This is a genomic window from Cognatishimia sp. SS12 (assembly GCF_028369055.1).
GTDB lineage: Bacteria > Pseudomonadota > Alphaproteobacteria > Rhodobacterales > Rhodobacteraceae > Cognatishimia.
In genome coordinates, this window is record NZ_JAQNCZ010000005.1 from 217470 (window position 1) to 240607 (window position 23138).

Genomic DNA, 23138 nt, shown 5'->3' on the forward strand with positions numbered 1-23138 from the left:
TGATCTGCGTCAAAGAGCTAATGTTTTCCTCCCCATAACGCTAACAACATGACACTGAAAACACAATTCGCAGATTTGGGACTGTTTGACGCAAAAGTCCCCCGCTACACCAGCTATCCGACCGCGCCGCATTTCACCGATGCGGTCACGCCGGGCCATTTCGTCGACTGGATCAGCAAGATCAAGCCCGGCAGCCAGGTGTCGCTTTATGTGCATGTGCCATTCTGCAAACGGCTGTGCTGGTTCTGCGCCTGCCGCACACAGGGCACAAAAACCATGTCTCCGGTGGGGGCTTATGTCGAAACGCTCAAGGCCGAGCTGGCGCTGCTGAAATCCCATTTGCCTGAAAATGTCACCCTATCGCGCCTGCATTGGGGGGGCGGCACGCCGACGCTATTGACGCCCGAGATGATGCAAGACCTCGCCGATGCGATATTTGCAGTCGCTCCGCTGGCACCAGATGGCGAATTTTCCGTGGAAATCGACCCCAATGAAATTGACGCCGCGCGGTTTGCCGCGCTTGCGGGTGCCGGCATGAACCGGGCGTCGATTGGGGTGCAGGATTTTGACGAAAAGATCCAACAGGCCATTGGCCGGATACAGGATTTTGACACCACCCGCGCTGCGATTGAGATGGCGCGTGCCCACGGCATCAAAAGCGTCAACGCCGATATCCTCTTCGGCTTGCCACATCAAAGCCCGGCGCGCATGACCGATAGTGTGCTGAAACTGCTTTCACTGAACCCGGATCGCGTGGCGCTTTACGGCTATGCGCATGTGCCCTGGATGTCCAAGCGGCAGCAATTGATCCCTTCGGCTTCGTTGCCAACACCGCAGGAGCGCCTGGCGCTGTTTGAGCTCGCAGAACGTTTGTTCCTGGCGGATGGCTATAAGGCGATTGGCATTGACCACTTTGCCGCGCCCAGTGATGGGCTGGCGCAGGCGCAAAAAGCGGGCAAACTGCGGCGTAATTTTCAGGGCTATACCGACGATCAGGCGGATGTGCTGATTGGCGTTGGCGCAAGTTCCATCTCGCGTTTCCCGCAGGGCTTTGCCCAGAACGCCCCTGCGACCTCGGCGCATATCAAAGCGATCGAGGCGGGGGAGTTTTCCGTCGCGCGTGGCCATGTCTTTAGCGGCGACGACCGCCTGAACGCCCGGCTGATCGAAGCGATCATGTGCGACTTTGGTATCAACGCCGAAGAGATCTTGGCCAATCACGACATCACGGCCCCGGCGCTGCGGGCGCGCTTTGACGCGGTGAACCGGCAATTTGACGGGCTGCTTGAGGTGGATGACAGCGGGCTACGCATCCCGGATGACGTCCGCCCCCTGACCCGCATCGTGGCGCGCGCCTTTGATGCCTATGACCTCAGCAAAGCTGGCCATAGCTCAGCGATCTGAGGGTCAGACCGCCGCCGCAAGCAGCGTTTTGGTATACTCATGCTGGGGCGCTTCGAACAAGGTCTCAGAGGCCCCTGCCTCAACGATATCACCCTGGCGCATCACCAGAATGCGGTGGCTCATCGCGCGGACCACCTGCAGATCGTGACTGATGAAGAGATAGGCGAGGCCATATTTCTTTTGCAGATCCCGCAGCAAATCGACGATTTGGACCTGCACGGTCTTGTCCAGCGCAGACGTCGGTTCATCCAGCACCACAAGCTTGGGCCGCAAAATCATGGCGCGGGCAATCGCGATACGCTGGCGCTGCCCGCCGGAAAATTCATGCGGGTACCGATGCATCGTCGCCGGATCAAGCCCCACCTCCTGCATCACCTCGGCGACCAATTCTCGCGGTGCGCGGCCTCCCGGGTTGCCGTGCACGCCCAGCCCCTCAGCGATGATCTGCTCGCAGCTCATCCGCGGCGACAGGCTGCCAAAAGGGTCCTGAAACACGATCTGCATGTCCTTGCGCAGCGCGCGCAGCTCTTTGGTGGACCGGCCGCGAATGTCCTGCCCGTCAAAGACAATCTGCCCTTCGGAGGAAATCAGCCGCATAATCGCAAGTGCAAGCGTGGTCTTGCCCGATCCGCTTTCCCCGACGATGCCCAGCGTTTCGCCTGCGCGCACCGTCAGGTCAGCCTGATTGACAGCCTTCACATGCCCAACGGTGCGGCGCAGCAGCCCGCGCTGAATCGGGAACCAGACGCGCAGATCCTCGGTCTCAACCACCGTCGGCGCATCGGCCGCGACCGGACCGGGGGTGCCTACGGAATGCGCATTCAACAGTTTTTGCGTATAGGGGTGTTGCGGATTGCCAAAGATCTCAGCCACCGGGCCGGCCTCGACAATTTCACCGTCTTTCATCACGCAGACTTTGTCAGCGATGCGCTGCACAATCCCCAGATCATGGGTGATAAAGAGCAGCCCCATACCTTCTGATTGCTTGAGACCAGCCAAAAGCTCTAGGATCTGCGCTTGAATGGTCACATCCAGCGCAGTTGTCGGTTCATCCGCAATCAGAATATCGGGCTGGTTGGCCAGTGCCATGGCGATCATCACGCGCTGGCGTTGCCCGCCGCTCAGCTGATGCGGATAGGCATTAAGGCGGCTTTCGGCGTCGCGAATACCCACTTTGCGCAGCAGATCCAAAATGCGCTCGCGCGCTTTGCGACCCGTGATGCCCTGATGCAGCGCCAGAGATTCGCCCAGCTGTCGTTCCAGCGTATGCAGCGGGTTGAGCGAGGTCATCGGCTCCTGAAAAATAAAACTGATGTCATTGCCGCGCACCTTGCGCAAAAGCCGCGCGGGGGCAGCGACCATTTCCTGACCGTCATATTGCACCGAACCGCTCACCTCGGCGGTTTCGCCCAAAAGCGACACGGTCGACAGGGCTGTGACCGATTTGCCGGAGCCGGACTCGCCCACCAGCGCAACGGTTTCGCCGCGATCCACCGAAAATGACACGCCTTTCACCGCCTCAAACAGCTGCCCATCCTGCCGGAAAGCCACGCGCAGGTCCTTGACCTCAAGTATGCTCATGAAAAGGTCTTTCTTGGATCAAATGCGTCGCGCACCCCTTCGAAGATGAAGACAAGCAGCGACAGCATGATGGCGAAGGTGAAAAAGGCCGTGAAGGCCAGCCAAGGTGCCTGCAGGTTCTGTTTGGCCTGCAAGGTCAGTTCACCCAGAGACGGCGCACTGGAAGGCAGGCCGAAGCCCAGAAAATCAAGCCCGGCGAGGGTCGAGATTGTGCCGGTCACGATAAAAGGCAGCATTGTCACCGTCGCAACCATGGCGTTGGGCAGCATGTGGCGGAACATGATCACCCGGTTACTGACGCCCAGCGCTTTGGCTGCGCGCACGTATTCCAGATTGCGCGCCCGCAAGAATTCGGCCCGCACCACCCCCACAAGCGATGTCCAGCCAAAGAGCACAGTCAGCAAGACAAGCAGCCAGAAACTTCGCCCGAGAATGGCAAAGAGAATGATGATGACATAGAGGCTGGGCGTTGCGCCCCAGATTTCGATGAAGCGCTGAAAAATCAGATCGGTCCAGCCGCCGAAATAGCCCTGAATGGCACCCGCAATGATCCCCACAAGGCTCGCAAGGGTGGTCACGATCAGCGTAAAGAAGATCGACAGGCGGAAACCATAGATTACCCGCGCCACCACATCGCGTTTCGTGTCATCGGTGCCGAGCAAATTCTGATCATTGGGCGGCAAGGGTGCCGCGCCCGGGCGGTCCACCGCCGTGTTGTAGGAATAGGGGATCAGCGGCCAAAGCGCCCAGCCTTTTTCAATCGCCGTCCCGTCCACCTCGCCGTCGGCTGCATCGGCATAAATCGCCTCGGGGTCATCAAAACAGACCTCAAGCCCGCCGGTGCGGATAAGGCATTTCACCTCCGGGTCGGCATAAGCCGCCTCGGTCTGAAAATCGCCGCCAAAGGCCGTTTCGGGATAGAAGCTGAAGATCGGCGTGAAATATTCGCCGCGATACTGCACGAGGATCGGTTTGTCGTTGGCGATGAATTCCGCAAAGAGGCTCAGGCCAAAGGCGATCGAAAAGATGATCAGCGACCAGAACGCGCGCCGGTTGCGTTTGAAATTGCGCCAGCGGCGCTGATTGATCGGAGAGAGCGCCATCAGCCTTCCCTCCGCTCAAAATCAATGCGCGGGTCAACAAAGACATACATCAGATCGCTGAGAATCCCCACAACCAACCCCATCAGGCCAAAGATGAACAGCGTGCCAAAAATCACCGGATAATCGCGCGCCACGGCAGCTTCAAAGCCAAGCCGCCCCAGGCCGTCCAGCGAAAAGATCGTTTCAATGATCAAAGATCCGCCAAAGAACACCCCAATAAACACCGCCGGAAAGCCAGCAATCACGATCAGCATGGCATTGCGGAATACATGACCATAGAGCACGCGCCCTTCGGTCAGGCCCTTGGCGCGGGCGGTCATGACATAGTGTTTTTTGATCTCATCCAGAAAGGAGTTCTTTGTCAGCAAGGTCAGCGTGGCAAATGCTGAGATGGTCGAGGCGATGACCGGCAGGGCAATATGCCAGAAGTAATCTAGAATTTTGCCAATCAGCGACAGATTTTCCCAGCCTTCGCTGGTCAGCCCCCGCAGCGGGAAGACGCGCCAATAGGACCCGCCCGCAAAGAGCACCACCAGCAGGATCGCAAACAGAAAGCCGGGGATCGCATAGGCCACGATGATCGCGCCGCTGGTCCAGGTGTCGAACTTGCTCCCGTCTTTCACGGCTTTGCGAATGCCCAGCGGGATTGACACAAGATAGGCAATCAACGTGGACCACAGCCCCAGCGTGACCGACACCGGCAGTTTTTCCAGCACCAGATCAACAACGGAAATCTTGCGGAAATAACTTTCGCCAAAATCCAGGTGCAGATACCCCCACATCATGTTGAAAAACCGCTCCAGCGGGGGTTTGTCAAAGCCAAACTCTTTTTCCAGATCCTCGATGAATTCCTTGGGCAGACCACGCGCACCAATATAGTCGCTGTCCGATCCAAAGGTCTCTTCGGTGCCGACATCATTACCGCCGCCCGAGAAGCTGGAAAATACGTCCCCCTCGCCACGCATCTCGGCCAGGATCTGCTCAATCGGCCCCCCGGGCACAAATTGCACGAGGGTGAAATTGATGATCATGATGCCCAGAAGGGTCGGGATGACGAAAAGAAGACGGCGAAGGATATATGCGCCCAAGTTTTATTACTCCACCGCGCCTGCGGCTTTCAAAGCCTCGTATTTCTCCTGATTGAACCACCAGAAATCGAGATACCCCACTGACAACGGCGGCAGCTCTTCGGGGTGTTCAAACATATCGTAGTAGGCCACCCAGTTGTCGGCGACATAGCCCACCGGCACCTGTATGCGCAGATAGCGCAGCGCGCGGTCCAGCGCCATGAGCGAGGCGACCTCTTCCTCGCGCGAGGTGGTGTTCAGCGAAGCGTCGATAATGGCATCCACCAACGGGCTTTGCAGCGACTGCGGGTTCCAAGACGACACAACCGCCGTTTCCGAGCCATAGTATTGGTTAAGCCCGGTGCCCGAGGTCTGGAAGGACTGGTTGCGCGTGAACAGCATGTCGAAATCCTTATCCAGGAAACGCTGCTGCATTTGCGCGGAGTCGACCTTTTCCATCTCGGCCTTAAAGCCAAAGTCCTGAAGGTTCGCGACATAGGTGGTGATGATCGCCTCGGCGGTGTCCGAAGTGGCGGAGGACAGCATGAATTTATGCTCAAAATGCATGCCTTCGGCATTGGCCAGCAACCCGTCACTGCCAATGGTCCAGCCGGCCTCTTCCAGCAGCTTCAAAGCTTTACGCTTGTTGCGGCGATCGACGGTCGAGGCGGGGTTGGACGTATGCGCACGCACCGCGTCCTGGGTCATAAAGTCCGGCGGCACCACATCGCCCAGCGATTCCAAGAACGCTTTCTCAAGTCCCTCTGGCGGGCCTTTGGCCTCAATCTCGGTGCCTTCGATGAAGGAATGGCGCTGCGTCGTCAGCCCGTATTGCAGAGATTCGCTGGTCCATTCCATGTTGAACGCGAGCGACATGGCTTCGCGCACGCGCACATCTTGATACCGTTCCCGCTGGAAGTTGAAAATAAACCCGGTGGGCGATGGCGGCGTGCCGCTGGGCAGGGTTTCCCGCTTTACGTGGCCCTTGTCGATGGCCGGGAAATCATAGCCGGTGGCCCAGCGCTTGGTGCTGCCTTCCGCGCGGAAGGTGTAGACCCCGGCCTTGAAGGCCTCAAACTCGGCAGCGTCATCGGCGAAATATTCCACCCGCACGCGGTCATAGTTGTGCCGCCCCTTGTTGATCGGCAGGTGCCAGCCCCAATAGTCCGGGTTGCGTTTGTAGACGATATAGCGGTTGATCTCAAAATCATCGACCACATAGGGGCCACTGCCCATCGGCGTCAGCAGGCTGGGTTCATCCAGACGCTCGCCGGTTTTTTCATACCACGCTTTGGAAAACACATCCGTCGCCCCGACCTGCGAGATCAGAGAGCGGCGGGAAATACCATCGACAAAACTGTATTTGATGGTGTGATCATCCAGCACTTCAGCGCCGCTGATGCGCTGTTTGACCGCGCGGGCATAGCTGCGAATGCCCTGTTCCAAGAACAGGTTATGGGTGAAGAGCGCATCATGCGCCGTCACCGGCGTGCCATCGGCAAAGCGCGCTTCGGGGCGCATGTGGAAGATACACCAGGTCTTGTTCTTCGGGTATTCAACCGTGTGGGCCAAAAGCCCATAGCCATCGGTCAGACTGTCAGACGGAACCGCAGTGCCAAAGGGGCCGGCCGCAAACATTGATTCGCCCGTCAGCCCCGAAAACAGGCCCGACCGCCCCTTGCTGGCAAATCGGTTCATGCCATCAAAGGTGCCGCGGGTTGATACGGAAATTTCGCCGCCCTTGGGCGCATTGGGATTGACGTAATCAAAATGCGGATAGTCCGCCGGATATTTCAGATCGCCGAAATAAGAATACCCATGCGCCTTGATGATCTCATGATCATCGGCATAGACACGCCCCGGCAGACCAAAGCCAATGGCGGCGGCGCTGCTGCCCATAAGGCCCAACATGTTGCGGCGGGTGAAATTCAGGAATTTATTGGTATCGGCCTGACTTGGCATCGTGTGCTCCCATCCTGGACTGCGGCGCGGTCTGCGCGCTTTGTTCTTATGAATCAACATAGTGGCCCGATGCGCGGTCATTCAAGGCAAGATTACATAAACTCACGGTGAGCACGGCCCACCAAGAGCGCATTCCCGCGCATTCAAAGGATCAGCTAGAGCAGACAACAAAAAAGGCCACCGCGCTTGCGGTGGCCCTTAAGAAATTCAATTTGGCTCTGATCAGTTCTGGCCAAGATAGGCGATCAGGTTGGCGCGATCAGCTGGTTTTTTCAGACCAGCAAAGCTCATCTTGGTGCCCGGTGCAAAACCTTTTGGGCTTTCCAGGAAACCATCGAGGTTTTCTGGGGACCAAACGTCAGCCACTGCAACCAGCGCGCCAGAATAGCCAAAGCCATCCGCGCCACCAACAGTGCGGCCTACGATACCTGCCAGATGCGGGCCGGTCGCGTTCGCGCCATCTTCCAATTTGTGGCACGCTTTACATTTGCTGAAAACTTTCGCGCCTTTGTCGACATCAGCAACAGCCAGAAGCTCTTCGAGCGAGGGGCCTTCTTCCACAACGGCGTCAGCCGACGCGGTTTCAACCTCAATCACATAACCGGCTTTGGCGTGATCACCCTCACCATGGCCACCGCCGGTGTGATAGAGCGATTCTGCCGCCCATGCGCCCAGCAGGTAAACCAACAGCGCACCGCAGAATGCGCCAAGGATCTTTGTCATTGTCATCGTGTCAAACATGCTACGTTTTTCCGTCTCGTGGCGTTTGCGGCGTATCTATCCGCTTCCTTCCCTTGAACGCAAGGTATAGTTACCGCGACCAATCGCCCATTTTTGGGAAAATGACGGAAAAAATGAAATGACAAACCGCATCGCCTTTCAAGGAGAGCCCGGCGCCTATTCACATGAGGCCTGCCGCAACGCACGCCCCGACATGGAGCCCCTGCCCTGCGCCACCTTTGAAGATGTCATTGAGGCGGTCAAATCCGGTCAGGCAGAGCTGGCCATGCTGCCCGTTGAAAACACGACCTATGGCCGTGTTGCCGATATTCACCGGCTGTTGCCCCGCAGCGGGCTGCATATCATCGATGAGGCATTTGTGCGGGTGCATATCAACCTGCTGGCGGTGCCGGGCGCGGAACTCAAGGACATCAAAGAGGCGTTCTCGCACCTCGTGTTGCTGCCGCAATGTGCCACATTCCTCAGCGCACATGGGATTCGCGGCCGCGTCAGCCCCGACAATGCCCGCGCCGCGCGCGAAGTTGCCGAAGCCGGGGACAAGAAAGCCGCCGCGCTGGCCTCGGAACTGGCCGGGGAAATCTATGAGTTGGACGTGCTTGCCCGCCATATCGAGGATGAAGACACCAACACCACCCGCTTTCTGATCATGTCGCCCGACGCGCAGCACGAACGCCGCGATACCGGGCATGGCATGATCACCAGCTTTGTCTTTCAGGTGCGCAACATTCCGGCCGCGCTCTACAAAGCGATGGGCGGATTTGCGACCAATGGCGTCAACATGACAAAACTGGAAAGCTACATGATCGACGGGCGGTTCACCGCGACGCAATTCTATGCTGAGGTGGAGGGCCACCCGGAGGACCAGAACCTGCGCCTCGCGCTAGAGGAATTGGATTATTTCACCAATTCCGTGGACATTCTGGGGGTCTACCCAGCCGCGCAGACCCGCCACGTGGACTGACGTCAGCCAGCCGTACCGGTCGCCAGCTTTTGCGCATGCCGCATTTCCAGATTGCGGCACTGTGTTTTCACGCGCTCTTGCAGCTTTTTGTCAATATTGCCGCGCGCCAGCTTGAGCGATTGCACCAACAGACGCATCGGCAAGGTCTTGGCGCGCACATCCAGATGCAAATGCAGCCGCGTGCGCTTGCGGGACAGGGCGACGAGTTCGAATTTTACGTCCACGTCCAGGCCGGGCATGATAGATTCCAGCTCGATATACTCAGGCCGGTCAAAGCGCGTTACCTTGGCATCCATACGGATATCTTTGCCGCGCCATTCAAAATCGACCGTCCACGCAGAGCCTACTTTCACGCTCTCGCCTCGGTCGTGTCGCTGCACCTCGATGCCGCGCCGCATCGCCATACGTTCAAACACATCGTATTCCGACAGGAGGTCAAAAGCATCCTCGATCGGGACGTCCAGATCATCTTTGGCTGAAAATTCCATGGTACCGCTCTGTTTGTTATGTCCAAAAGAATTAGGAACAGTCTTGCGTCAATCAAGCCGATCCGCAAGCCAGTTACTTAGAATAAAGCTGGCAATTGCGCCTTTCCGCCCAGGGCGGATACGCGGGTGCGCGCCGGCATATATGGTCATCAGTTCTTCTCGGCTCACCCACAGCGCCTCCTCGATCTCGGCCGGATCAATGGTCATCTCGCGCCCCAGCGCCTCTGCGCGGCAACCGATCATCAGCGAGGACGGAAAGGCCCAGGGCTGACTGCCCAGATAGTCCACCTTTCCGACTGGCACGCCCACTTCTTCAAGAACCTCGCGGCGCACGGCCGCCTCCGGCGTCTCGCCCGGCTCTACAAACCCCGCCAAGAGCGAAAACATCCCTTCCGGCCAACCGGGACTGCGCCCCAGCAGCACATCATTGCCATGGGTGACAAGCATGATGACCACCGGGTCTGTGCGCGGAAAATGTTGGGTGTTGCATGCCGGGCAACTGCGCTGCCATCCGGCGTCGACCATCACGCTTTTGACGCCGCAAGCCGAACAGAACTGGTGGCTCTGATGCCAGCTTAAAAGGGATCGGCCAATGGCAGACAGTTCAGCGTCGCGCGCGCTAAGCTTGCCCATCTGCTGGCGCAGGTCCATGAACGCCATGGTCCCCGGCAGATCAGGGTGGGTCTGGATCGTTTGATCTGCAAAGCTGCCGTCGGGCAGCGTTTGAGCTGCGGGTTCCCAGGCAGAAATGTCCTGCGCAAACACCAGTGCACCATCTTCCTGCCGACCCAGGAGGATGGCGGGTTCTGTCGCGGTCGCGCCCACCTTATCAGTGGCTGCCAAGCGCGCGAGGGTTGGCGCATCGCCTTGCACGAACAGTGGTTTGCCACGCCAGAACAGGATCATCTGGCTCTGCGGGTCGGTCATGGCCGCAGACAGGGCGTCCTTGTCCTTGCGCAGATTGGCCGCGCGATCAAAGCCCGATCCACCAAATGTCACTGTTTCAAAATCAACCATACCGCACCACTTTCCACTTTTCGGTCATCCCACTACGCCCAGGATCTTTCGCCCTTCTAAGCAGCGGGCTCTGTGTTGTCGTCAGAAAATCTACAAAAAACACAATGATCGGCAAAGGATTGACACAACCCTAGATAGCATGACACGGTAGGCCACACGACTTTAAGACTACTCCATTCAAGTTTTCTGTTTTCTGCCAAAAGGTTATTCATGGCGCCACGTCCCAAAGACCATAGGGATATCACGGATCTGACCGTCCTTGCGACGGCAGACCTTCATGGCGCGATCACCCATTCTGAGGCCAACCATTTTACCCCCCGCGATCAGGGCAGCTTGGCGCAGATTGGCAGCTATGTCACCGCGTGCCGCGACGCTGGCGAGAATGTGCTGCTGCTGGATAATGGGGATTTCCTGCAAGGCTCGGCCATTTGCGATGTGCTCGCATCGGTTCCGGAGCCGGACCTGCCGCACCCGATGATCACAGCGATGAATCACCTTGGCTATGACGCGGTTGGCCTTGGGAACCACGAATTTGACTATGGGATGCCGGTGCTGCGCAAAGCGCTGGCGGATGCGGCGTTTCCTATTCTCTGCAGCAATGTCACAGCACCGGATCAAGGCTGGCGCAGCACGCTGATCATTCACAAGACGCTCCCCCTGCGGGGCGGCGGTCGCTGTCAGCTCAAAATCGGCCTGTTTTCCGTGCTTCCCCAGCAGACAGTCGCTTGGAACGCCGAACAGCTGGATGGTGCCATCGCTGCCCAGCCGATGCTTGCCGCCGCGCAAGCCGCAGCCCAAAGCCTGAAGGCGCAAGGGGCCGATCTGATTATCGCGCTTGCACATACGGGCATTGCCGCGTTGCCCACCGAAGAAAGCGCCCGCGACATAAGCGAGCATGTCGGTTTGGGCATCGCCGCGCTGCCGGAGGTAGACATTATGATCTGCGGCCATGCGCACCGCGTGTTTCCCGCCGATGGCCCAATGATCGACGGCGTTGACAACACCCGTGGGCTGGTCTGCGGCACCCCAACCGTGATGCCAGGATTCAACGGATCGCACCTAGGTGCAATTCGCCTGACCCTTGCCCGCCAAGACCCAGACAGCGATTGGCAGATCGAAAAGCCTGCGTGCGAAGCACTCGCTGTGAAAACAGATCCGCGCCTGTCCCAACGCCCCGAGGATGCGGCCCTGCTGGCAAAGCTGGCCCCAGCCCTGAACCGGGCCCAACGGCAATCTGAAAAAATTATCGGGCGAATCGACACGCCGATCCAAAGCTATTTTTCGCGCCTTCCGGGCGATCCCTGCCCTGCGCTGACCGCATTGGCTGCACTGGACTATGCCAAACCTCTGCTGGCGCAAACCGACGCGCGCGACCTGCCTGTCTTGGCGGTGGGCACAGCCTTTCGCAGTGGTGGGCGGGCCGGGCCGCATTTTTTCACCGATGTTGCGCCCGGCTCTGTCAGTTTCCAGGATTTGTTTTCGCTTTACCCATTTCTAAATACGCTTTGCGTTCTGCGTATCACCGGGGCCGGATTGCGGCGTTGGCTGGACATGGCGGCCTCAAACTTTAACCAGATACAGGTCGGCAGCAGCGGCACAGTGCTGCAAGACCTCGCCTTTCCCTGTTATGCCTTTGATTGCATTTTCGGGCTGACCTATGCCTTTGACATCAGCCAACCGGCTTGTTTTGCCCCCTCTGGCGAGCGGCTGCAGCCCCTAGGTGCGACGCGGGTGCGCGATCTACGTTACGCCGGGCGGCCCGTGGAGGATACGGATGAGTTTTTGCTGCTGACCAGCGGCTATCGTGCCGGGGGCGGCGGCAATATTCCGGGGGCCAGACAGCTTGAACGTGTGCCCCTGCCCGCACCGGCGCTGCGCAGCCTCATGCAGCGCGCGATAAGGCGCGGTGTTTCGGCGGCGGACCTCCCACAAAGCCCTTGGCGGTTTTCGGCCTTGCCCGGCACATCGGCGCTTTATCGCACGGGGCCGGCGGCGGCGCACCACGCTGCGGCCTTTCCCACGCTGGCCCCGCATCCGGCCGCGTTTGACGCCGAGGGCTTTGCGCTCTACCCGCTTGATTTGTCATCAAAGACAGCAACGCAGTCGCTTGCAATCCCTGACACTCCGGCCTATATCCAGCCTTGAGAGGTTGGCGCGGGCAAGCGCCTCGCCAACCCGGTCAGATCCGGAAGGAAGCAGCCGTAACGAGCCCCGCTTGGGTCGATGTTCAGCCTCTCACCTTGCTTTAACCGCCCGTCGGACGCTAACCAGCGCCGGGCATTCGAGAAGACTGGAGGGACTTTATGATTGTCATCACCGCCCTTCAGGCCGCAGCCTGATAGACCGGCTGCGATTGCCTGATCTCCTTTCGCTAGATGCCACACGGCACTGGCGCATGCTTCTCGATCCATAGGCAAATCCATGACATTTAGTTATCAAGACCTCGGTTGGTCTTCCTTTTTCGCGCGTCAACACACAGACGAAACCTCGCAACCCTTTCGCGTCTCCGAAGTGCACCGCGACCGATTGATCGCGCTTTGCCCTGACGGGCCTTCCTCGCTCAGCACCCCCGATCACGAAACCGGGGCCTGTGCGGTGGGCGATTGGGTGCTTGCTGATAGCGACCACCGCGTCACAGAAATTCTCGACCGCAAAAGCCTGCTGCAGCGGCGCGCTGCGGGCCATGAGGTGCGCAGTCAGCTGATTGCCGCCAATGTCGATACGCTGTTTATCGTCAGCTCCTGCAACGCCGATTTCAACATCGCACGGCTGGAGCGCTATCTGGCACTGGCCAGCTCGACCGATTGCTACCCTGTTGTGCTCTTGACCAAGGCCGATCAATGCGACGATCCGAGCGTCTACAGCGATCAGATCGCCCGCCTGCCCCACGCACCTTCGGTAGAATGCCTGAACGCCAAGGATACAGCCGAAGTCAAATCCATCATGAACTGGGTGCGCAAAGGGCAGACAGCGGCCTTTGTCGGCTCCTCCGGTGTGGGCAAAACCACCCTGGCCAATACCATGACTGGCGGCAACGATGCCACGCAGGACATCCGCGAAGATGACGCGCGCGGGCGACACACCACAACAGCGCGGTTCCTGAAACCGATGCTCAACGGCGGTTGGCTGATCGACACGCCGGGCATGCGCGAATTGCAGCTATTTGATGCGCAGGACGGGCTGGAGGCGGTCTTTGAAGACCTGCACGCACTGGCGGCGCAATGCAAATTCAACGATTGCGCGCATGAAAGCGAGCCGGGCTGCGCTGTCAAAGCCGCGCTGGAACGGGGCGAAATTGATGCGCCGCGCCTGGCCCGCTGGCGCAAGCTTGAACGCGAGAATGAACTGAACTCAGAAACCATTCAGCAAGCACGTGCCCGCGACAAGGCCTTTGGCAAGATGGTCCACAACGCGGTGAAAGCCAGCAAATTCCGCAAAGGCGGCTGATTGAGCGCAGGTGGCGGCAATGCGGTGGACGCGCTGCGCGCCACCGCGTAACTTGGCGGCACCCCGATTCAAAAGGCTGACGATGAGCGATATCCCCGAGACCAGCACCCAAGCGTCCGACTCCAAAGGCTATCAGGTGCTTGCCCGCAAATACCGCCCGGAAACCTTTGCGGATCTGGTCGGTCAGGACGCGATGGTGCGCACATTGAAAAACGCCTTCGCCGCTGACCGGATTGCCCAAGCCTTTGTGATGACCGGCATTCGCGGCACGGGCAAAACCACCACCGCCCGGATCATCGCCAAGGGCATGAATTGCATCGGGCCCGATGGCACCGGCGGCCCGACAACCGAACCTTGCGGACGCTGCGAACATTGTGTGGCGATCATGGAAGGCCGCCATGTCGACGTGATGGAAATGGACGCTGCTTCGCGCACCGGCGTGGGCGACATCCGCGAAATCATTGACTCGGTGCATTATCGCGCGGCCTCGGCCCGGTACAAAATCTATATCATCGACGAAGTGCACATGCTCTCCACCAGCGCGTTCAACGCGCTGCTAAAAACGCTGGAAGAGCCACCTGCCCACGTCAAATTCATCTTCGCCACAACTGAGATTCGCAAAGTTCCGGTGACGGTGCTGTCGCGGTGCCAACGCTTTGATTTGCGCCGGATCGAACCTGAGGTGATGATTGCGCTGCTGCGCAAGATCGCCACCTCGGAAAACGCCGAAATCACCGATGACGCACTTGCGCTGATCACCCGCGCCGCCGAAGGCTCCGCGCGGGATGCCACCTCTTTGCTGGATCAGGCCATTTCGCATGGGGCCGGTGAAACCAACGCCGACCAGGTGCGCGCCATGCTGGGGTTGGCTGATCGCGGCCGTGTGCTTGACCTTTATGACATGATTTTGCGCGGCGACGCGGGGGCCGCGATGAGTGAACTGTCGGGTCAATATGCCGACGGCGCGGACCCGCTGGCCGTGCTGCGCGATCTGGCCGAAGTCACCCATTGGGTCTCGGTGGTCAAGATCACCCCCGAAGCGGCGGACGATCCGACCATCAGCCCGGATGAACGCGCCCGCGGTCAGGCCATGGCAGAGCAGCTGCCGATGCGTGTGATGACCCGCATGTGGCAGATGCTGCTCAAGGCGATTGAAGAAGTGTCGGCCGCGCCCAACGCGATGATGGCCGCAGAAATGGCGATCATCCGCCTTACGCATGTGGCGGATCTGCCCAGCCCCGAAGAGTTGGTGCGCAAGCTGCAAAACGCACCCGTTCCCCCCGCCCCGCAAGGCGGCGGAGGTGGTGGCGGCGGCCGTTCCGGCGCAATGTCGGGCAGCACGCAGGCCTATGGCAACGGTCAGGTGGCCGGTGGCCCCGGCGGCACGGTGACCGCGCTTGCCCCGCAGGTGGAAAACGCGCTGGCGCGCTATGCCACATTTGACCACGTGATCGAACTGATCCGCGAAAAGCGCGACGGCAAGCTTTTGATGGATGTCGAGGCGGATGTGCAGCTGGTCAGCTATCGCCCCGGCCGGATCGAGTTTCAACCCACGCCCAACGCGCCTTCGGATCTGGCGCAGCGCTTGGGCCAGCGGCTGCAGTCCTGGACTGGGCAACGCTGGGCCATCAGTCTGGTGGCCGAGGGCGGCGCGGAAACAATCGTGCAAAAGCGCAATGCCTCTGAAAATGCCATCAAGGCAGAGGCCATGAGCCATCCGCTGGTGCAGGCGGTGATCACCGCCTTTCCAAAGGCCAAGATCACCGATGTCAAAACCCGCAATGAATTGACCAACGAAGCGCTGGCCGAAGCCCTGCCCGAGGTCGAAGATGAATGGGATCCATTCGAACAGGAATGATTCCGCCGGACTGCCCTCCTTGTTCTGACCGGGGCAAGACCGTATCTAACAGACGCAAGACATTACTTTCAGGAGACCCCCATGTTCAAAGGTTTGGGCCAGATTGGCGATATGGCCAAGATGATGAAACAAGCGCAAGAAATGCAGACCAAAATGGCGCAGATGCAGGACGACCTGCAGGATATTCTGGTGGTCGGCGAAAGCGGCGCAGGGCTGGTCAAGGCCACCGCCACGGCCAAGGGCGATCTGAAGGGCCTGGAAATTGACCCCTCGATCTTTGTGGCCTCGGAAAAAGAAGTGGTCGAGGATCTGATTCTTGCCGCCATCAAAGAAGCGCAGACCAAAGCCGGCGAGCGCGCGCAGCAGGAAATGGGCAAACTGACCGAAGGGCTGGGCCTGCCTGCTGATTTCAAGATGCCATTCTAAATCCAAGACATCGGAGCGAAGGCCAGCTGAGATGAGCAGCAGTGATCTGGATACCCTGATCGACCTGATGGCGCGGCTGCCGGGGCTTGGCCCCCGTTCTGCACGCCGCGCGGTGCTGCATCTTATTCGCAAACGCGCCTTGCTGCTGACGCCTCTGGCTGACGCGATGCAGGCAGTGGCGCTGACGGCACGCGAATGCCTGAACTGCGGCAATGTCGGCACCGCCGATATCTGCGACATCTGCGAGTCCCAAAAGCGCGCCACTGGCGAAATCTGTGTGGTCGAGGACGTGGCCGACCTCTGGGCGATGGAGCGCGCTGGCGTTTTTCAGGGGCGGTATCACGTGCTGGGTGGCACACTATCGGCGCTGGATGGGGTCGGGCCCGAAGATCTTTCGATCCCGCGTCTGGTGGACCGCGTCACAAGTGAAAACATCACCGAGGTGATCCTGGCGCTCAACGCCACGGTGGATGGGCAAACCACGGCGCATTACATCGCCGACCAGCTTGAAGGACAGGTGCGCCTGTCGTCGCTGGCGCAGGGTGTGCCCATTGGCGGCGAGCTCGACTATCTGGACGAGGGCACGATTACCGCCGCCCTTAAGGCACGCAAGCCACTGTCGTGACGCGCCGCGTCGCCGGCCGATCAAGTCAAAATTAGATACAAAAAAGCCCGCAGCTTTCGGCTGCGGGCTGTTTGATTTCGGGCTTGGCGGCCGCTTAGGACTTGTCGTCGTCCTCATCACTGTCAGGCAGGTTGAAGAAGCTGTCCGCATCGGCGAAATCTTCGTCTTTGCGGTCGTCCTCGTCGGCTGCGTTGTCACCGCCACCCAAAGTGAAGCCTTCCAGCCCTTCGATGGCCGACGGAATGCGCGGCTCTGCTTCCATCTCAAGCGATTGCTCGGTGGAGACCAGCTTGCGGCGCTCATCGTCGCTCATCACTTTGCCCTCAGCCGCAGCTTTCGCCGCCGCTTTCTGAACCGCAGCGTCCAGCTCGGACTGTTTGCACAGACCCAGCGCCACCGGATCGATCGGCTGAATGTTGGCGATGTTCCAGTGCGTGCGCTCACGAATCGCCTGAATGGTTGGCTTGGTGGTGCCCACCAGTTTGGACACTTGACCATCGGTCAGCTCTGGGTGGAATTTCACCAGCCACAGGATCGACGCAGGGCGGTCCTGACGTTTGGACAACGGGGTATAGCGCGGACCCCGGCGTTTTTCTTCACCGACGGCTGCAGCGTTGAATTTCAGTTTCAGCTTGTGCATCGGGTTGGACTGCGCGGCGTCAATCTCTTCCTGGGTCAGCTGGTTGTTGGCAATCGGGTCAAAGCCTTTGACGCCGGTGGCGACGTCGCCATCTGCGATACCCTGAATTTCCAATTCGTGCATACCCACGAAATCTGCGATCTGCTTGAAGCTGATCGTGGTGTTGTCGACGAGCCAGACAGCGGTGGCCTTCGCCATAATCGGTTTTGCCATATCGGCCTCCTGAAACATAGTTTTCCCGGTGCCAGACCCGGGGTCTGGCGGCATCCTTGCGGGGATGCGGGTTTCCATTGAAGGGGAACTTGCAGCCGATATAGTGCCCTTCGTGTGAAAAGGAAAGAGTGAATGCGGTTTCTGGTCTTCTGTCTCAGCCTGCTCACGTTTGGCCATTCTGCAGCGACAGAGGGCGAACGCGCGGGCGAATTTGACTATTATGTGCTGGCGTTAAGCTGGTCGCCCAACTGGTGCGCGTTGGAAGGCGATGCCCGCAATTCGCCGCAATGCGCCGACGAGTCCGGTCACGGCTGGATCTTGCACGGGCTTTGGCCACAGTATCATCTCGGCTGGCCCAGCTATTGCCCGACCATCGCGCGCGCGCCGTCGCGGCGCATGACGGCAGAAATGGCGGACATCATGGGCACCGCAGGCCTCGCGTGGCACCAGTGGAAGAAACACGGCAGCTGTACCGGGCTGAGCGCCGCGCAATATTATGCGCTGTCCCGCCGCGCCTACGGCACCATCCAGCGCCCGGAGGTGTTCCGCAAGCTCGATCGGCCCGTGACCCTGCCCGCCCATCTGATCGAAGATGCCTTCCTGACGGCGAACCCGGGGCTGAGCGCCGAGGGGCTGACCGTCACCTGCAAGGACGGCCACATTCAAGAAGCGCGCATCTGCCTGTCCAAAGATCTGACGCCCGTACGCTGCGGACGCGATGTCAGCCGCGATTGCAGCCTGCCCAACGCCAAGTTCTCCCCCCTTCGCTGAGCAGCCGAAGGCAATCAAGCCACCTTAAGGACAATTTTGCCAATGTGATCGCCGCCCTCCATCCGGGCATGCGCCGCCGCAGCATCCGCAAGGGCGTATTCGCGATCCATCACCGGCGCGATGCGCCCAGCGTCGAGCAAGGGCCAGACCTTGGCCTGCAATGCCTTGGCAATCTCAGCCTTGGCAAAATCGCTTTGTGGCCGAAGGGTTGACCCGGTCACGGTCAGCCGCCGTTTCATGATCTGCGCAAAATTCAACTCGACCTTTGGGCCCTGCAGAAAGGCGATCTGCACCAGCCGCCCTTCGGTGGCCAGCGCCTTGATATTGCGCGGCAAATAAGACCCGCCCACCATGTCCAAAATCAGGTTGGCACCGCCTTCGGCCTTGAGAACTTCGACAAAATCCTGCTCCCGGTAGTTCATCGCCACTTCGGCCCCCAAGGCCTTGCAGGCGGCCACTTTAGCCTCGGATCCGGCCGTGGTGAACACCCGCGCGCCAAAGGCGCTGGCAAGCTGGATTGCGGTGGTGCCGATCCCCGAAGAGCCGCCGTGCACAAGAAATTTCTCGCCCGCCTGCAGCGCGCCCCGCTGAAAGACGTTGCTGTAGACCGTAAAGAAGGTTTCTGGCAAACACGCCGCTTCGCGCAGGCCCATGCCCGTCGGAACACGCAGGCAATGCGCCGCCGGCGTCAGCGCATATTCCGCATAGCCGCCCCCCGGGAACAGCGCGCAGACCTGATCCCCGATGGCCCATTCGGTGACACCCGCGCCCATCGCAACAATGGTACCGGACGCTTCGAGCCCCGGTAGCGGGCTGGCGGTTGGCGGCGGTGCGTAGTTTCCGGCGCGCTGCAGCGCATCGGGCCGATTGACGCCTGCATAAGCGATCTTGATCAGCACTTCGCCTGGCCCGGCTTCGGGAATGGGCTGTGTGGACAGCTTCAATACCTCTGGCCCGCCGGGCGCAGAAATTTCGATGGCGTGCATATTTTGTGTCATTTAAATCCCTGAAAATTATTTGCGCCCTTTCTCGCAGATCAGCTGCCGGGCAGATCATCGCGCGCTGCGGGGGCTTTTATCGCGGACAGCGCAGAAAGCGGCCCTTTAAGGACCTTGCCAAGCGCGCTGTCTTTGAAGGTAGCCTTGGCCTTTTCGATTTGCATCACATTGGAGATGCGCCGGTCCAAAAACGCCCAGGTCGCCTCATGGGCGTCGCTGTCATCGCCCAGCCAATAGAGCACCGTCGCCCCGTAGACCGCACTGAGCGTGGCGCGTTTGGAATACCAATTGATGTCGCGTGATGTGTCCCCAAGGCTGTTCCAGATGGTGTCGGCTGTGCCCCAAATCAGGGCAGACCCCTGCGCCGCATGTTGCGGCAAGGCAAACAAGGTTGTGCCGCGGCGCACCACTTCTTTGTCTGCGCTGATCTGTAGGCGCAGCTTGACCGCATGCGCGACTCGGTCGCGAAAACGCATCTCATTCAGGTCGGCCTCCGCCAACATTTCTGCCAGTTTCGCATCGCCAAGCCGATGATAGGCCGCCGCCAAATCAACGCCCCCGCGCGGACAGAGCGCCTGCGCCAAAGCCGGGGCAATGCCGCTGTCCGCCACGGCGGCCTCAAAGGTTTCCGTGCTCCAGCCATCAAAGGCGACATGGGCCAGCGCAGCATCCACAAGCCGCGAAACAGTCTCATTGGGGGGCGTGGTCATCGGTCACTCCATTCTTTGGCGACATACTAGACAGATCATCTGCCCTTTGCTATAGGGGCCACTCCTGCAAATCCTTGCAACTCAACTTAGAAAGGTGGTGAAAACCACATGCAGGTTAGTGTTCGCGACAACAACGTCGATCAGGCGCTTCGTGCCCTGAAGAAAAAGCTGCAGCGTGAAGGTGTCTTCCGTGAAATGAAGCTCAAGCAACATTTCGAGAAGCCATCCGAGAAAAAAGCGCGCGAGAAAGCTGAAGCGATCCGCCGTGCCCGTAAACTGGCACGCAAGAAAGCCCAGCGCGAAGGTATGCTCTAAGCAGCCTCTCCAGCTTTTGGATACTGAAAGATTGACGACCCCCGAGGCCCAGCCGCGGGGGTTTGTCTTTGCCGGGTCCAGAAACCCATGCGCGGTACAGATCACAAAAAATTCATCACCGTTGGCCTGCCCCCTGGTTTGGCTTAGATATTGCCAGACGCTTTACAGAAAGACTTTCACATGACCGATACCTATACCCCACCCAAAGTGTGGACTTGGGAACAAGAAAACGGCGGCCAATTTGCCAGCATCAACCGCCCGATTTCCGGTGCCACCCATGACAAGGAGCTGCCCGTCGGGGAGCATCCCTTTCAGCTCTATTCTTTGGCGACGCCAAATGGTGTGAAAGTCACGGTCATGTTCGAAGAGCTGTTGGCAGCGGGGCATCGCGATGCAGAATATGATGCGTGGTTGATCCGAATTGGCGATGGCGATCAATTTGGCAGCGGCTTTGTCGAGGTGAACCCCAATTCGAAAATTCCTGCTTTGATGGATCACAGCACCACGCCGCCGACACGTGTGTTTGAATCCGGCGCGATCCTGCTGCATCTGGCCGAAAAATTCGGGGCCTTCCTGCCCAAAGATCCGGCCAAGCGCCCGGAATTGCTGAGCTGGCTGTTCTGGCAAATGGGCAGCGCGCCCTATCTGGGCGGCGGCTTTGGCCATTTCTACGCCTACGCCCCGGAAAAATGGCAGTATCCGATTGATCGGTTTGCCATGGAGACCAAGCGTCAACTTGACGTGCTGGACAAACAGCTTGCCGAAAACACCTATCTGACCGGCGATGACTACACCATTGCCGATATCGCGGTCTGGGCGTGGTACGGGCAATTGGCCCTTGGCCGCCTTTATAACGCGGCCGAATTCCTGGATGTCGAGAGCTATGAAAACGTGCAGCGGTGGGCCAAGGCCATTGCCGAGCGCCCTGCGGCGCAACGTGGGCGCAAGGTCAACCGTGTCTTTGGCGAGCCGGAGCTGCAATTGCATGAACGCCATGACGCCAGCGATTTTGAGACCAAGACGCAGGACAAGCTCTCTGCGGCAGAATAACCCGGCGGCGCGCCCTTGGTTAGGGGCGCGCGCCCACCTTAGACCGGCAATGCCGTTGTTTTAAAAACCGTGCGCAAGGCAAAAGAACTTTGCATTTGCGCCACGCCTGGCAGGCGCGCCAGATACTGGCGGTGAATGCGCGCAAAATCTTCGGTATTCTCGGCCACCACTTTCAATAGATAATCGGCGCTGCCCGCCATGAGGTGGCATTCCAGCACGTCCGGAATACGCGCCACAGATTTCTCAAACGCCTCTAGCACCTCATCTGCTTGGCCGGACAGCGTGATTTCCACAAACACGGTGGTGGGCACCCGCAGCTTGCGTGCATCCAGCAGGGCGACATAATCGCGAATGAACCCATCGGTTTCCAGCCGCTGCACCCGCCGGTGACAGGCCGATGGCGACAAGTTGACGGCCTCGGACAATTCCGCATTCGAAATGCGGCCTTTGCGTTGCAATACCCCCAGTATGCGACGATCTATCTGATCAAGCGTCAAGTTCTTCGAAGCTCCTTGCAGTTTTTTTGACTTTATTCGAAGAAGCTTCGGATTGCACGGGTTTTGGGCACGAAAAACGACAGCACATTTTTCCGCTTTTCCACGATCCTAAAGAAAAGGTCCAAGGAGGAAGAGGCGATGAAAATCGGTTGCCCCACAGAAATCAAACCCCAAGAATTCCGCGTTGGCATGATGCCGGACGCCGCCCGTGAAGCCGTGAACCACGGCCATGAGGTGTTCATTCAATCCGGCGCTGGTATGGGCGCTGGCTTTACCGACCAAGATTATATCGACGCTGGTGCGACCCTGCTTGGCACGGCTGCGGAAATTTTTGAAACCGCAGACATGATCGTCAAGGTGAAAGAACCGCAGGCGGTTGAGCGCAAGATGCTGCGCGAAGGCCAGCTGCTGTTCACCTATCTGCACCTTGCGCCCGATCCCGAGCAAACCAAAGATCTGCTGGAAAGCGGCTGTACTGCAATTGCCTATGAAACCGTCACCGATGACCGCGGTGGTCTGCCGCTGCTGGCCCCAATGTCCGAAGTTGCCGGGCGTCTGGCCCCGCAGGTCGGTGCCTATACATTGCAAAAGGCCAATGGTGGGCGCGGCGTTCTGATGGGCGGCGTGCCCGGTGTTGCCCCGGCCAAAGTGATCGTCATCGGCGGCGGTGTCGTTGGCACCCACGCGGCCAAGATCGCCGCTGGCATGGGCGCGGATGTCACGGTTCTGGACCGCTCGCTGCACCGCTTGAAATATCTTGATGACGTCTTTGGCGGCACCTTCAAGAACCAATATTCCACCGCTGGCGCGACCGCAGAACTGATCCGCGAAGCGGATATGGTCATTGGCGCCGTTCTGATCCCGGGCGCGGCTGCCCCAAAGCTGATCTCCCGAGCGCAATTGTCTGAAATGAAACCGGGCGCCGTGCTGGTGGATGTGGCAATCGACCAAGGCGGCTGCTTTGAAACCTCAAAAGCGACCACGCATGCTGACCCGATCTATGATGTGGATGGCATCATGCATTACTGCGTTGCCAACATGCCAGGCGCGGTCGCGCGCACATCAACCAAGGCTCTGGGCAACGCCACCCTGCCGTTCCTGTTGGCTCTGGCGGACAAAGGCTGGCGTCAGGCCTGCGAGGATGATCCGCACCTGCTGAATGGTCTGAACGTTCACAACGGTCAGCTGACATATTATGCGGTCGGCAAGGCGCTCGGGATGGATGTTCTGGCCCCTGCGCTGGCTCTCAAGCAATAAAGCCGCA

Annotated in this window: 22 protein-coding genes and 1 other RNA gene; 12 read left to right on the forward strand and 11 right to left on the reverse strand. The window is 59.2% G+C overall.

Going from position 1 to position 23138, the window contains the following annotated elements:
- The first annotated feature begins 48 nt into the window (after window positions 1-48).
- Window positions 49-1404, forward strand: coding sequence for an oxygen-independent coproporphyrinogen III oxidase (gene hemN / locus N6L24_RS12695; protein ID WP_271845057.1), 1356 nt, complete (start codon window positions 49-51; stop codon window positions 1402-1404).
- 3 nt (window positions 1405-1407) lie between these two features.
- Here the strand turns inward: hemN and N6L24_RS12700 are convergent, their stop codons facing one another.
- From N6L24_RS12700 to N6L24_RS12720, 5 genes are all read right to left on the reverse strand, one after another.
- Complete coding sequence (locus N6L24_RS12700; protein WP_271845058.1) at window positions 1408-2985, reverse strand: ABC transporter ATP-binding protein; 1578 nt, start codon at window positions 2983-2985, stop codon at window positions 1408-1410.
- Entirely contained in the window at window positions 2982-4088 is a 1107-nt protein-coding gene (locus N6L24_RS12705) for an ABC transporter permease (protein ID WP_271845059.1), read from the reverse strand. The genes N6L24_RS12700 and N6L24_RS12705 overlap by 4 nt, the downstream gene beginning before the upstream one ends.
- Window positions 4088-5176, reverse strand: a complete 1089-nt coding sequence (locus N6L24_RS12710) for a microcin C ABC transporter permease YejB (protein WP_271845060.1) — start codon at window positions 5174-5176, stop codon at window positions 4088-4090. Before N6L24_RS12710 ends, N6L24_RS12705 begins: the two co-directional genes overlap by 1 nt.
- Before the next feature lie 6 nt (window positions 5177-5182).
- The gene (locus tag N6L24_RS12715) at window positions 5183-7117 is read right to left on the reverse strand and encodes an extracellular solute-binding protein (protein WP_271845061.1); all 1935 of its coding nucleotides are present in this window, start codon (window positions 7115-7117) and stop codon (window positions 5183-5185) included.
- A 222-nt stretch (window positions 7118-7339) separates the two neighbouring features.
- Window positions 7340-7858, reverse strand: coding sequence for a c-type cytochrome (locus N6L24_RS12720; protein WP_271845062.1), 519 nt, complete (start codon window positions 7856-7858; stop codon window positions 7340-7342).
- 118 nt (window positions 7859-7976) lie between these two features.
- Between N6L24_RS12720 and N6L24_RS12725 the strand changes: the two genes are divergently transcribed.
- The gene (locus N6L24_RS12725) at window positions 7977-8819 is read left to right on the forward strand and encodes a prephenate dehydratase (RefSeq protein ID WP_271845063.1); all 843 of its coding nucleotides are present in this window, start codon (window positions 7977-7979) and stop codon (window positions 8817-8819) included.
- Between the two features lie 2 nt (window positions 8820-8821).
- Here the strand turns inward: N6L24_RS12725 and N6L24_RS12730 are convergent, their stop codons facing one another.
- Together N6L24_RS12730 and nudC are read right to left on the reverse strand one after the other, a co-directional pair.
- Window positions 8822-9307, reverse strand: coding sequence for an SRPBCC family protein (locus tag N6L24_RS12730; RefSeq protein WP_271845064.1), 486 nt, complete (start codon window positions 9305-9307; stop codon window positions 8822-8824).
- Between the two features lie 48 nt (window positions 9308-9355).
- Complete coding sequence (gene nudC, locus N6L24_RS12735; protein ID WP_271845065.1) at window positions 9356-10324, reverse strand: NAD(+) diphosphatase; 969 nt, start codon at window positions 10322-10324, stop codon at window positions 9356-9358.
- Between the two features lie 210 nt (window positions 10325-10534).
- On the opposite strand from nudC, the gene N6L24_RS12740 reads away from it, so the two are divergent.
- The 6 genes from N6L24_RS12740 to recR all read left to right on the forward strand — a co-directional run bounded on the left by N6L24_RS12740 (window position 10535) and on the right by recR (window position 16680).
- A complete protein-coding gene (locus N6L24_RS12740; RefSeq protein WP_271845066.1) occupies window positions 10535-12469 on the forward strand; it encodes a 5'-nucleotidase C-terminal domain-containing protein in 1935 nt (644 codons plus the stop codon).
- Window positions 12467-12565: signal recognition particle sRNA small type (gene ffs, locus N6L24_RS12745), an RNA gene on the forward strand. The genes N6L24_RS12740 and ffs overlap by 3 nt, the downstream gene beginning before the upstream one ends.
- A gap of 180 nt (window positions 12566-12745) precedes the next feature.
- Complete coding sequence (rsgA, locus tag N6L24_RS12750; RefSeq protein WP_271845067.1) at window positions 12746-13771, forward strand: ribosome small subunit-dependent GTPase A; 1026 nt, start codon at window positions 12746-12748, stop codon at window positions 13769-13771.
- 82 nt (window positions 13772-13853) lie between these two features.
- Window positions 13854-15629: a DNA polymerase III subunit gamma/tau gene (locus N6L24_RS12755; RefSeq protein WP_271845068.1), complete on the forward strand. Its 1776-nt coding sequence runs from the start codon at window positions 13854-13856 to the stop codon at window positions 15627-15629.
- A gap of 81 nt (window positions 15630-15710) precedes the next feature.
- Entirely contained in the window at window positions 15711-16055 is a 345-nt protein-coding gene (locus tag N6L24_RS12760) for a YbaB/EbfC family nucleoid-associated protein (protein WP_271845069.1), read from the forward strand.
- A 31-nt stretch (window positions 16056-16086) separates the two neighbouring features.
- The gene (recR, locus tag N6L24_RS12765) at window positions 16087-16680 is read left to right on the forward strand and encodes a recombination mediator RecR (protein ID WP_271845070.1); all 594 of its coding nucleotides are present in this window, start codon (window positions 16087-16089) and stop codon (window positions 16678-16680) included.
- 94 nt (window positions 16681-16774) lie between these two features.
- Here recR and N6L24_RS12770 read toward each other — a convergent pair whose 3' ends face one another.
- Window positions 16775-17533 (reverse strand): DUF1013 domain-containing protein, encoded by a 759-nt coding sequence (locus N6L24_RS12770; protein WP_271845071.1) that lies wholly within the window; start codon window positions 17531-17533, stop codon window positions 16775-16777.
- A gap of 132 nt (window positions 17534-17665) precedes the next feature.
- Between N6L24_RS12770 and N6L24_RS12775 the strand changes: the two genes are divergently transcribed.
- Window positions 17666-18304, forward strand: a complete 639-nt coding sequence (locus N6L24_RS12775; protein WP_271845072.1) for a ribonuclease T2 — start codon at window positions 17666-17668, stop codon at window positions 18302-18304.
- A 14-nt stretch (window positions 18305-18318) separates the two neighbouring features.
- Here N6L24_RS12775 and N6L24_RS12780 read toward each other — a convergent pair whose 3' ends face one another.
- Window positions 18319-19302, reverse strand: a complete 984-nt coding sequence (locus N6L24_RS12780) for an NAD(P)H-quinone oxidoreductase (RefSeq protein WP_271845073.1) — start codon at window positions 19300-19302, stop codon at window positions 18319-18321.
- Window positions 19303-19340: 38 nt separating this feature from the next.
- A complete protein-coding gene (locus tag N6L24_RS12785; protein ID WP_271845074.1) occupies window positions 19341-20012 on the reverse strand; it encodes a COQ9 family protein in 672 nt (223 codons plus the stop codon).
- A gap of 108 nt (window positions 20013-20120) precedes the next feature.
- Here N6L24_RS12785 and rpsU point away from each other — a divergent pair, with 108 nt between their 5' ends.
- Entirely contained in the window at window positions 20121-20327 is a 207-nt protein-coding gene (rpsU, locus tag N6L24_RS12790; RefSeq protein ID WP_008207378.1) for a 30S ribosomal protein S21, read from the forward strand.
- Between the two features lie 180 nt (window positions 20328-20507).
- The gene (yghU, locus tag N6L24_RS12795; protein WP_271845075.1) at window positions 20508-21377 is read left to right on the forward strand and encodes a glutathione-dependent disulfide-bond oxidoreductase; all 870 of its coding nucleotides are present in this window, start codon (window positions 20508-20510) and stop codon (window positions 21375-21377) included.
- A gap of 38 nt (window positions 21378-21415) precedes the next feature.
- Here yghU and N6L24_RS12800 read toward each other — a convergent pair whose 3' ends face one another.
- Window positions 21416-21874 carry an Lrp/AsnC family transcriptional regulator gene (locus tag N6L24_RS12800; protein ID WP_271845076.1) on the reverse strand — a complete coding sequence of 153 codons (459 nt, stop codon included), beginning with the start codon at window positions 21872-21874 and terminating at the stop codon, window positions 21416-21418.
- A gap of 138 nt (window positions 21875-22012) precedes the next feature.
- Between N6L24_RS12800 and ald the strand changes: the two genes are divergently transcribed.
- Entirely contained in the window at window positions 22013-23131 is a 1119-nt protein-coding gene (ald, locus tag N6L24_RS12805) for an alanine dehydrogenase (RefSeq protein ID WP_271845077.1), read from the forward strand.
- The last annotated feature ends 7 nt before the right edge of the window (window positions 23132-23138 follow it).

Bases quoted from the DNA above. Each gene is read 5' to 3' on its own strand.
- hemN (WP_271845057.1), top strand. From the start codon at position 49: ATGACACTGAAAACACAATTCGCAGATTTGGGACTGTTTGACGCAAAA.
- N6L24_RS12700 (WP_271845058.1), bottom strand. From the start codon at position 2,985: ATGAGCATACTTGAGGTCAAGGACCTGCGCGTGGCTTTCCGGCAGGAT.
- N6L24_RS12705 (WP_271845059.1), bottom strand. From the start codon at position 4,088: ATGGCGCTCTCTCCGATCAATCAGCGCCGCTGGCGCAATTTCAAACGC.
- N6L24_RS12715 (WP_271845061.1), bottom strand. From the start codon at position 7,117: ATGCCAAGTCAGGCCGATACCAATAAATTCCTGAATTTCACCCGCCGC.
- N6L24_RS12720 (WP_271845062.1), bottom strand. From the start codon at position 7,858: ATGTTTGACACGATGACAATGACAAAGATCCTTGGCGCATTCTGCGGT.
- N6L24_RS12725 (WP_271845063.1), top strand. From the start codon at position 7,977: ATGACAAACCGCATCGCCTTTCAAGGAGAGCCCGGCGCCTATTCACAT.
- N6L24_RS12730 (WP_271845064.1), bottom strand. From the start codon at position 9,307: ATGGAATTTTCAGCCAAAGATGATCTGGACGTCCCGATCGAGGATGCT.
- nudC (WP_271845065.1), bottom strand. From the start codon at position 10,324: ATGGTTGATTTTGAAACAGTGACATTTGGTGGATCGGGCTTTGATCGC.
- N6L24_RS12740 (WP_271845066.1), top strand. From the start codon at position 10,535: ATGGCGCCACGTCCCAAAGACCATAGGGATATCACGGATCTGACCGTC.
- rsgA (WP_271845067.1), top strand. From the start codon at position 12,746: ATGACATTTAGTTATCAAGACCTCGGTTGGTCTTCCTTTTTCGCGCGT.
- N6L24_RS12755 (WP_271845068.1), top strand. From the start codon at position 13,854: ATGAGCGATATCCCCGAGACCAGCACCCAAGCGTCCGACTCCAAAGGC.
- N6L24_RS12760 (WP_271845069.1), top strand. From the start codon at position 15,711: ATGTTCAAAGGTTTGGGCCAGATTGGCGATATGGCCAAGATGATGAAA.
- recR (WP_271845070.1), top strand. From the start codon at position 16,087: ATGAGCAGCAGTGATCTGGATACCCTGATCGACCTGATGGCGCGGCTG.
- N6L24_RS12770 (WP_271845071.1), bottom strand. From the start codon at position 17,533: ATGGCAAAACCGATTATGGCGAAGGCCACCGCTGTCTGGCTCGTCGAC.
- N6L24_RS12775 (WP_271845072.1), top strand. From the start codon at position 17,666: ATGCGGTTTCTGGTCTTCTGTCTCAGCCTGCTCACGTTTGGCCATTCT.
- N6L24_RS12780 (WP_271845073.1), bottom strand. From the start codon at position 19,302: ATGACACAAAATATGCACGCCATCGAAATTTCTGCGCCCGGCGGGCCA.
- N6L24_RS12785 (WP_271845074.1), bottom strand. From the start codon at position 20,012: ATGACCACGCCCCCCAATGAGACTGTTTCGCGGCTTGTGGATGCTGCG.
- rpsU (WP_008207378.1), top strand. From the start codon at position 20,121: ATGCAGGTTAGTGTTCGCGACAACAACGTCGATCAGGCGCTTCGTGCC.
- yghU (WP_271845075.1), top strand. From the start codon at position 20,508: ATGACCGATACCTATACCCCACCCAAAGTGTGGACTTGGGAACAAGAA.
- ald (WP_271845077.1), top strand. From the start codon at position 22,013: ATGAAAATCGGTTGCCCCACAGAAATCAAACCCCAAGAATTCCGCGTT.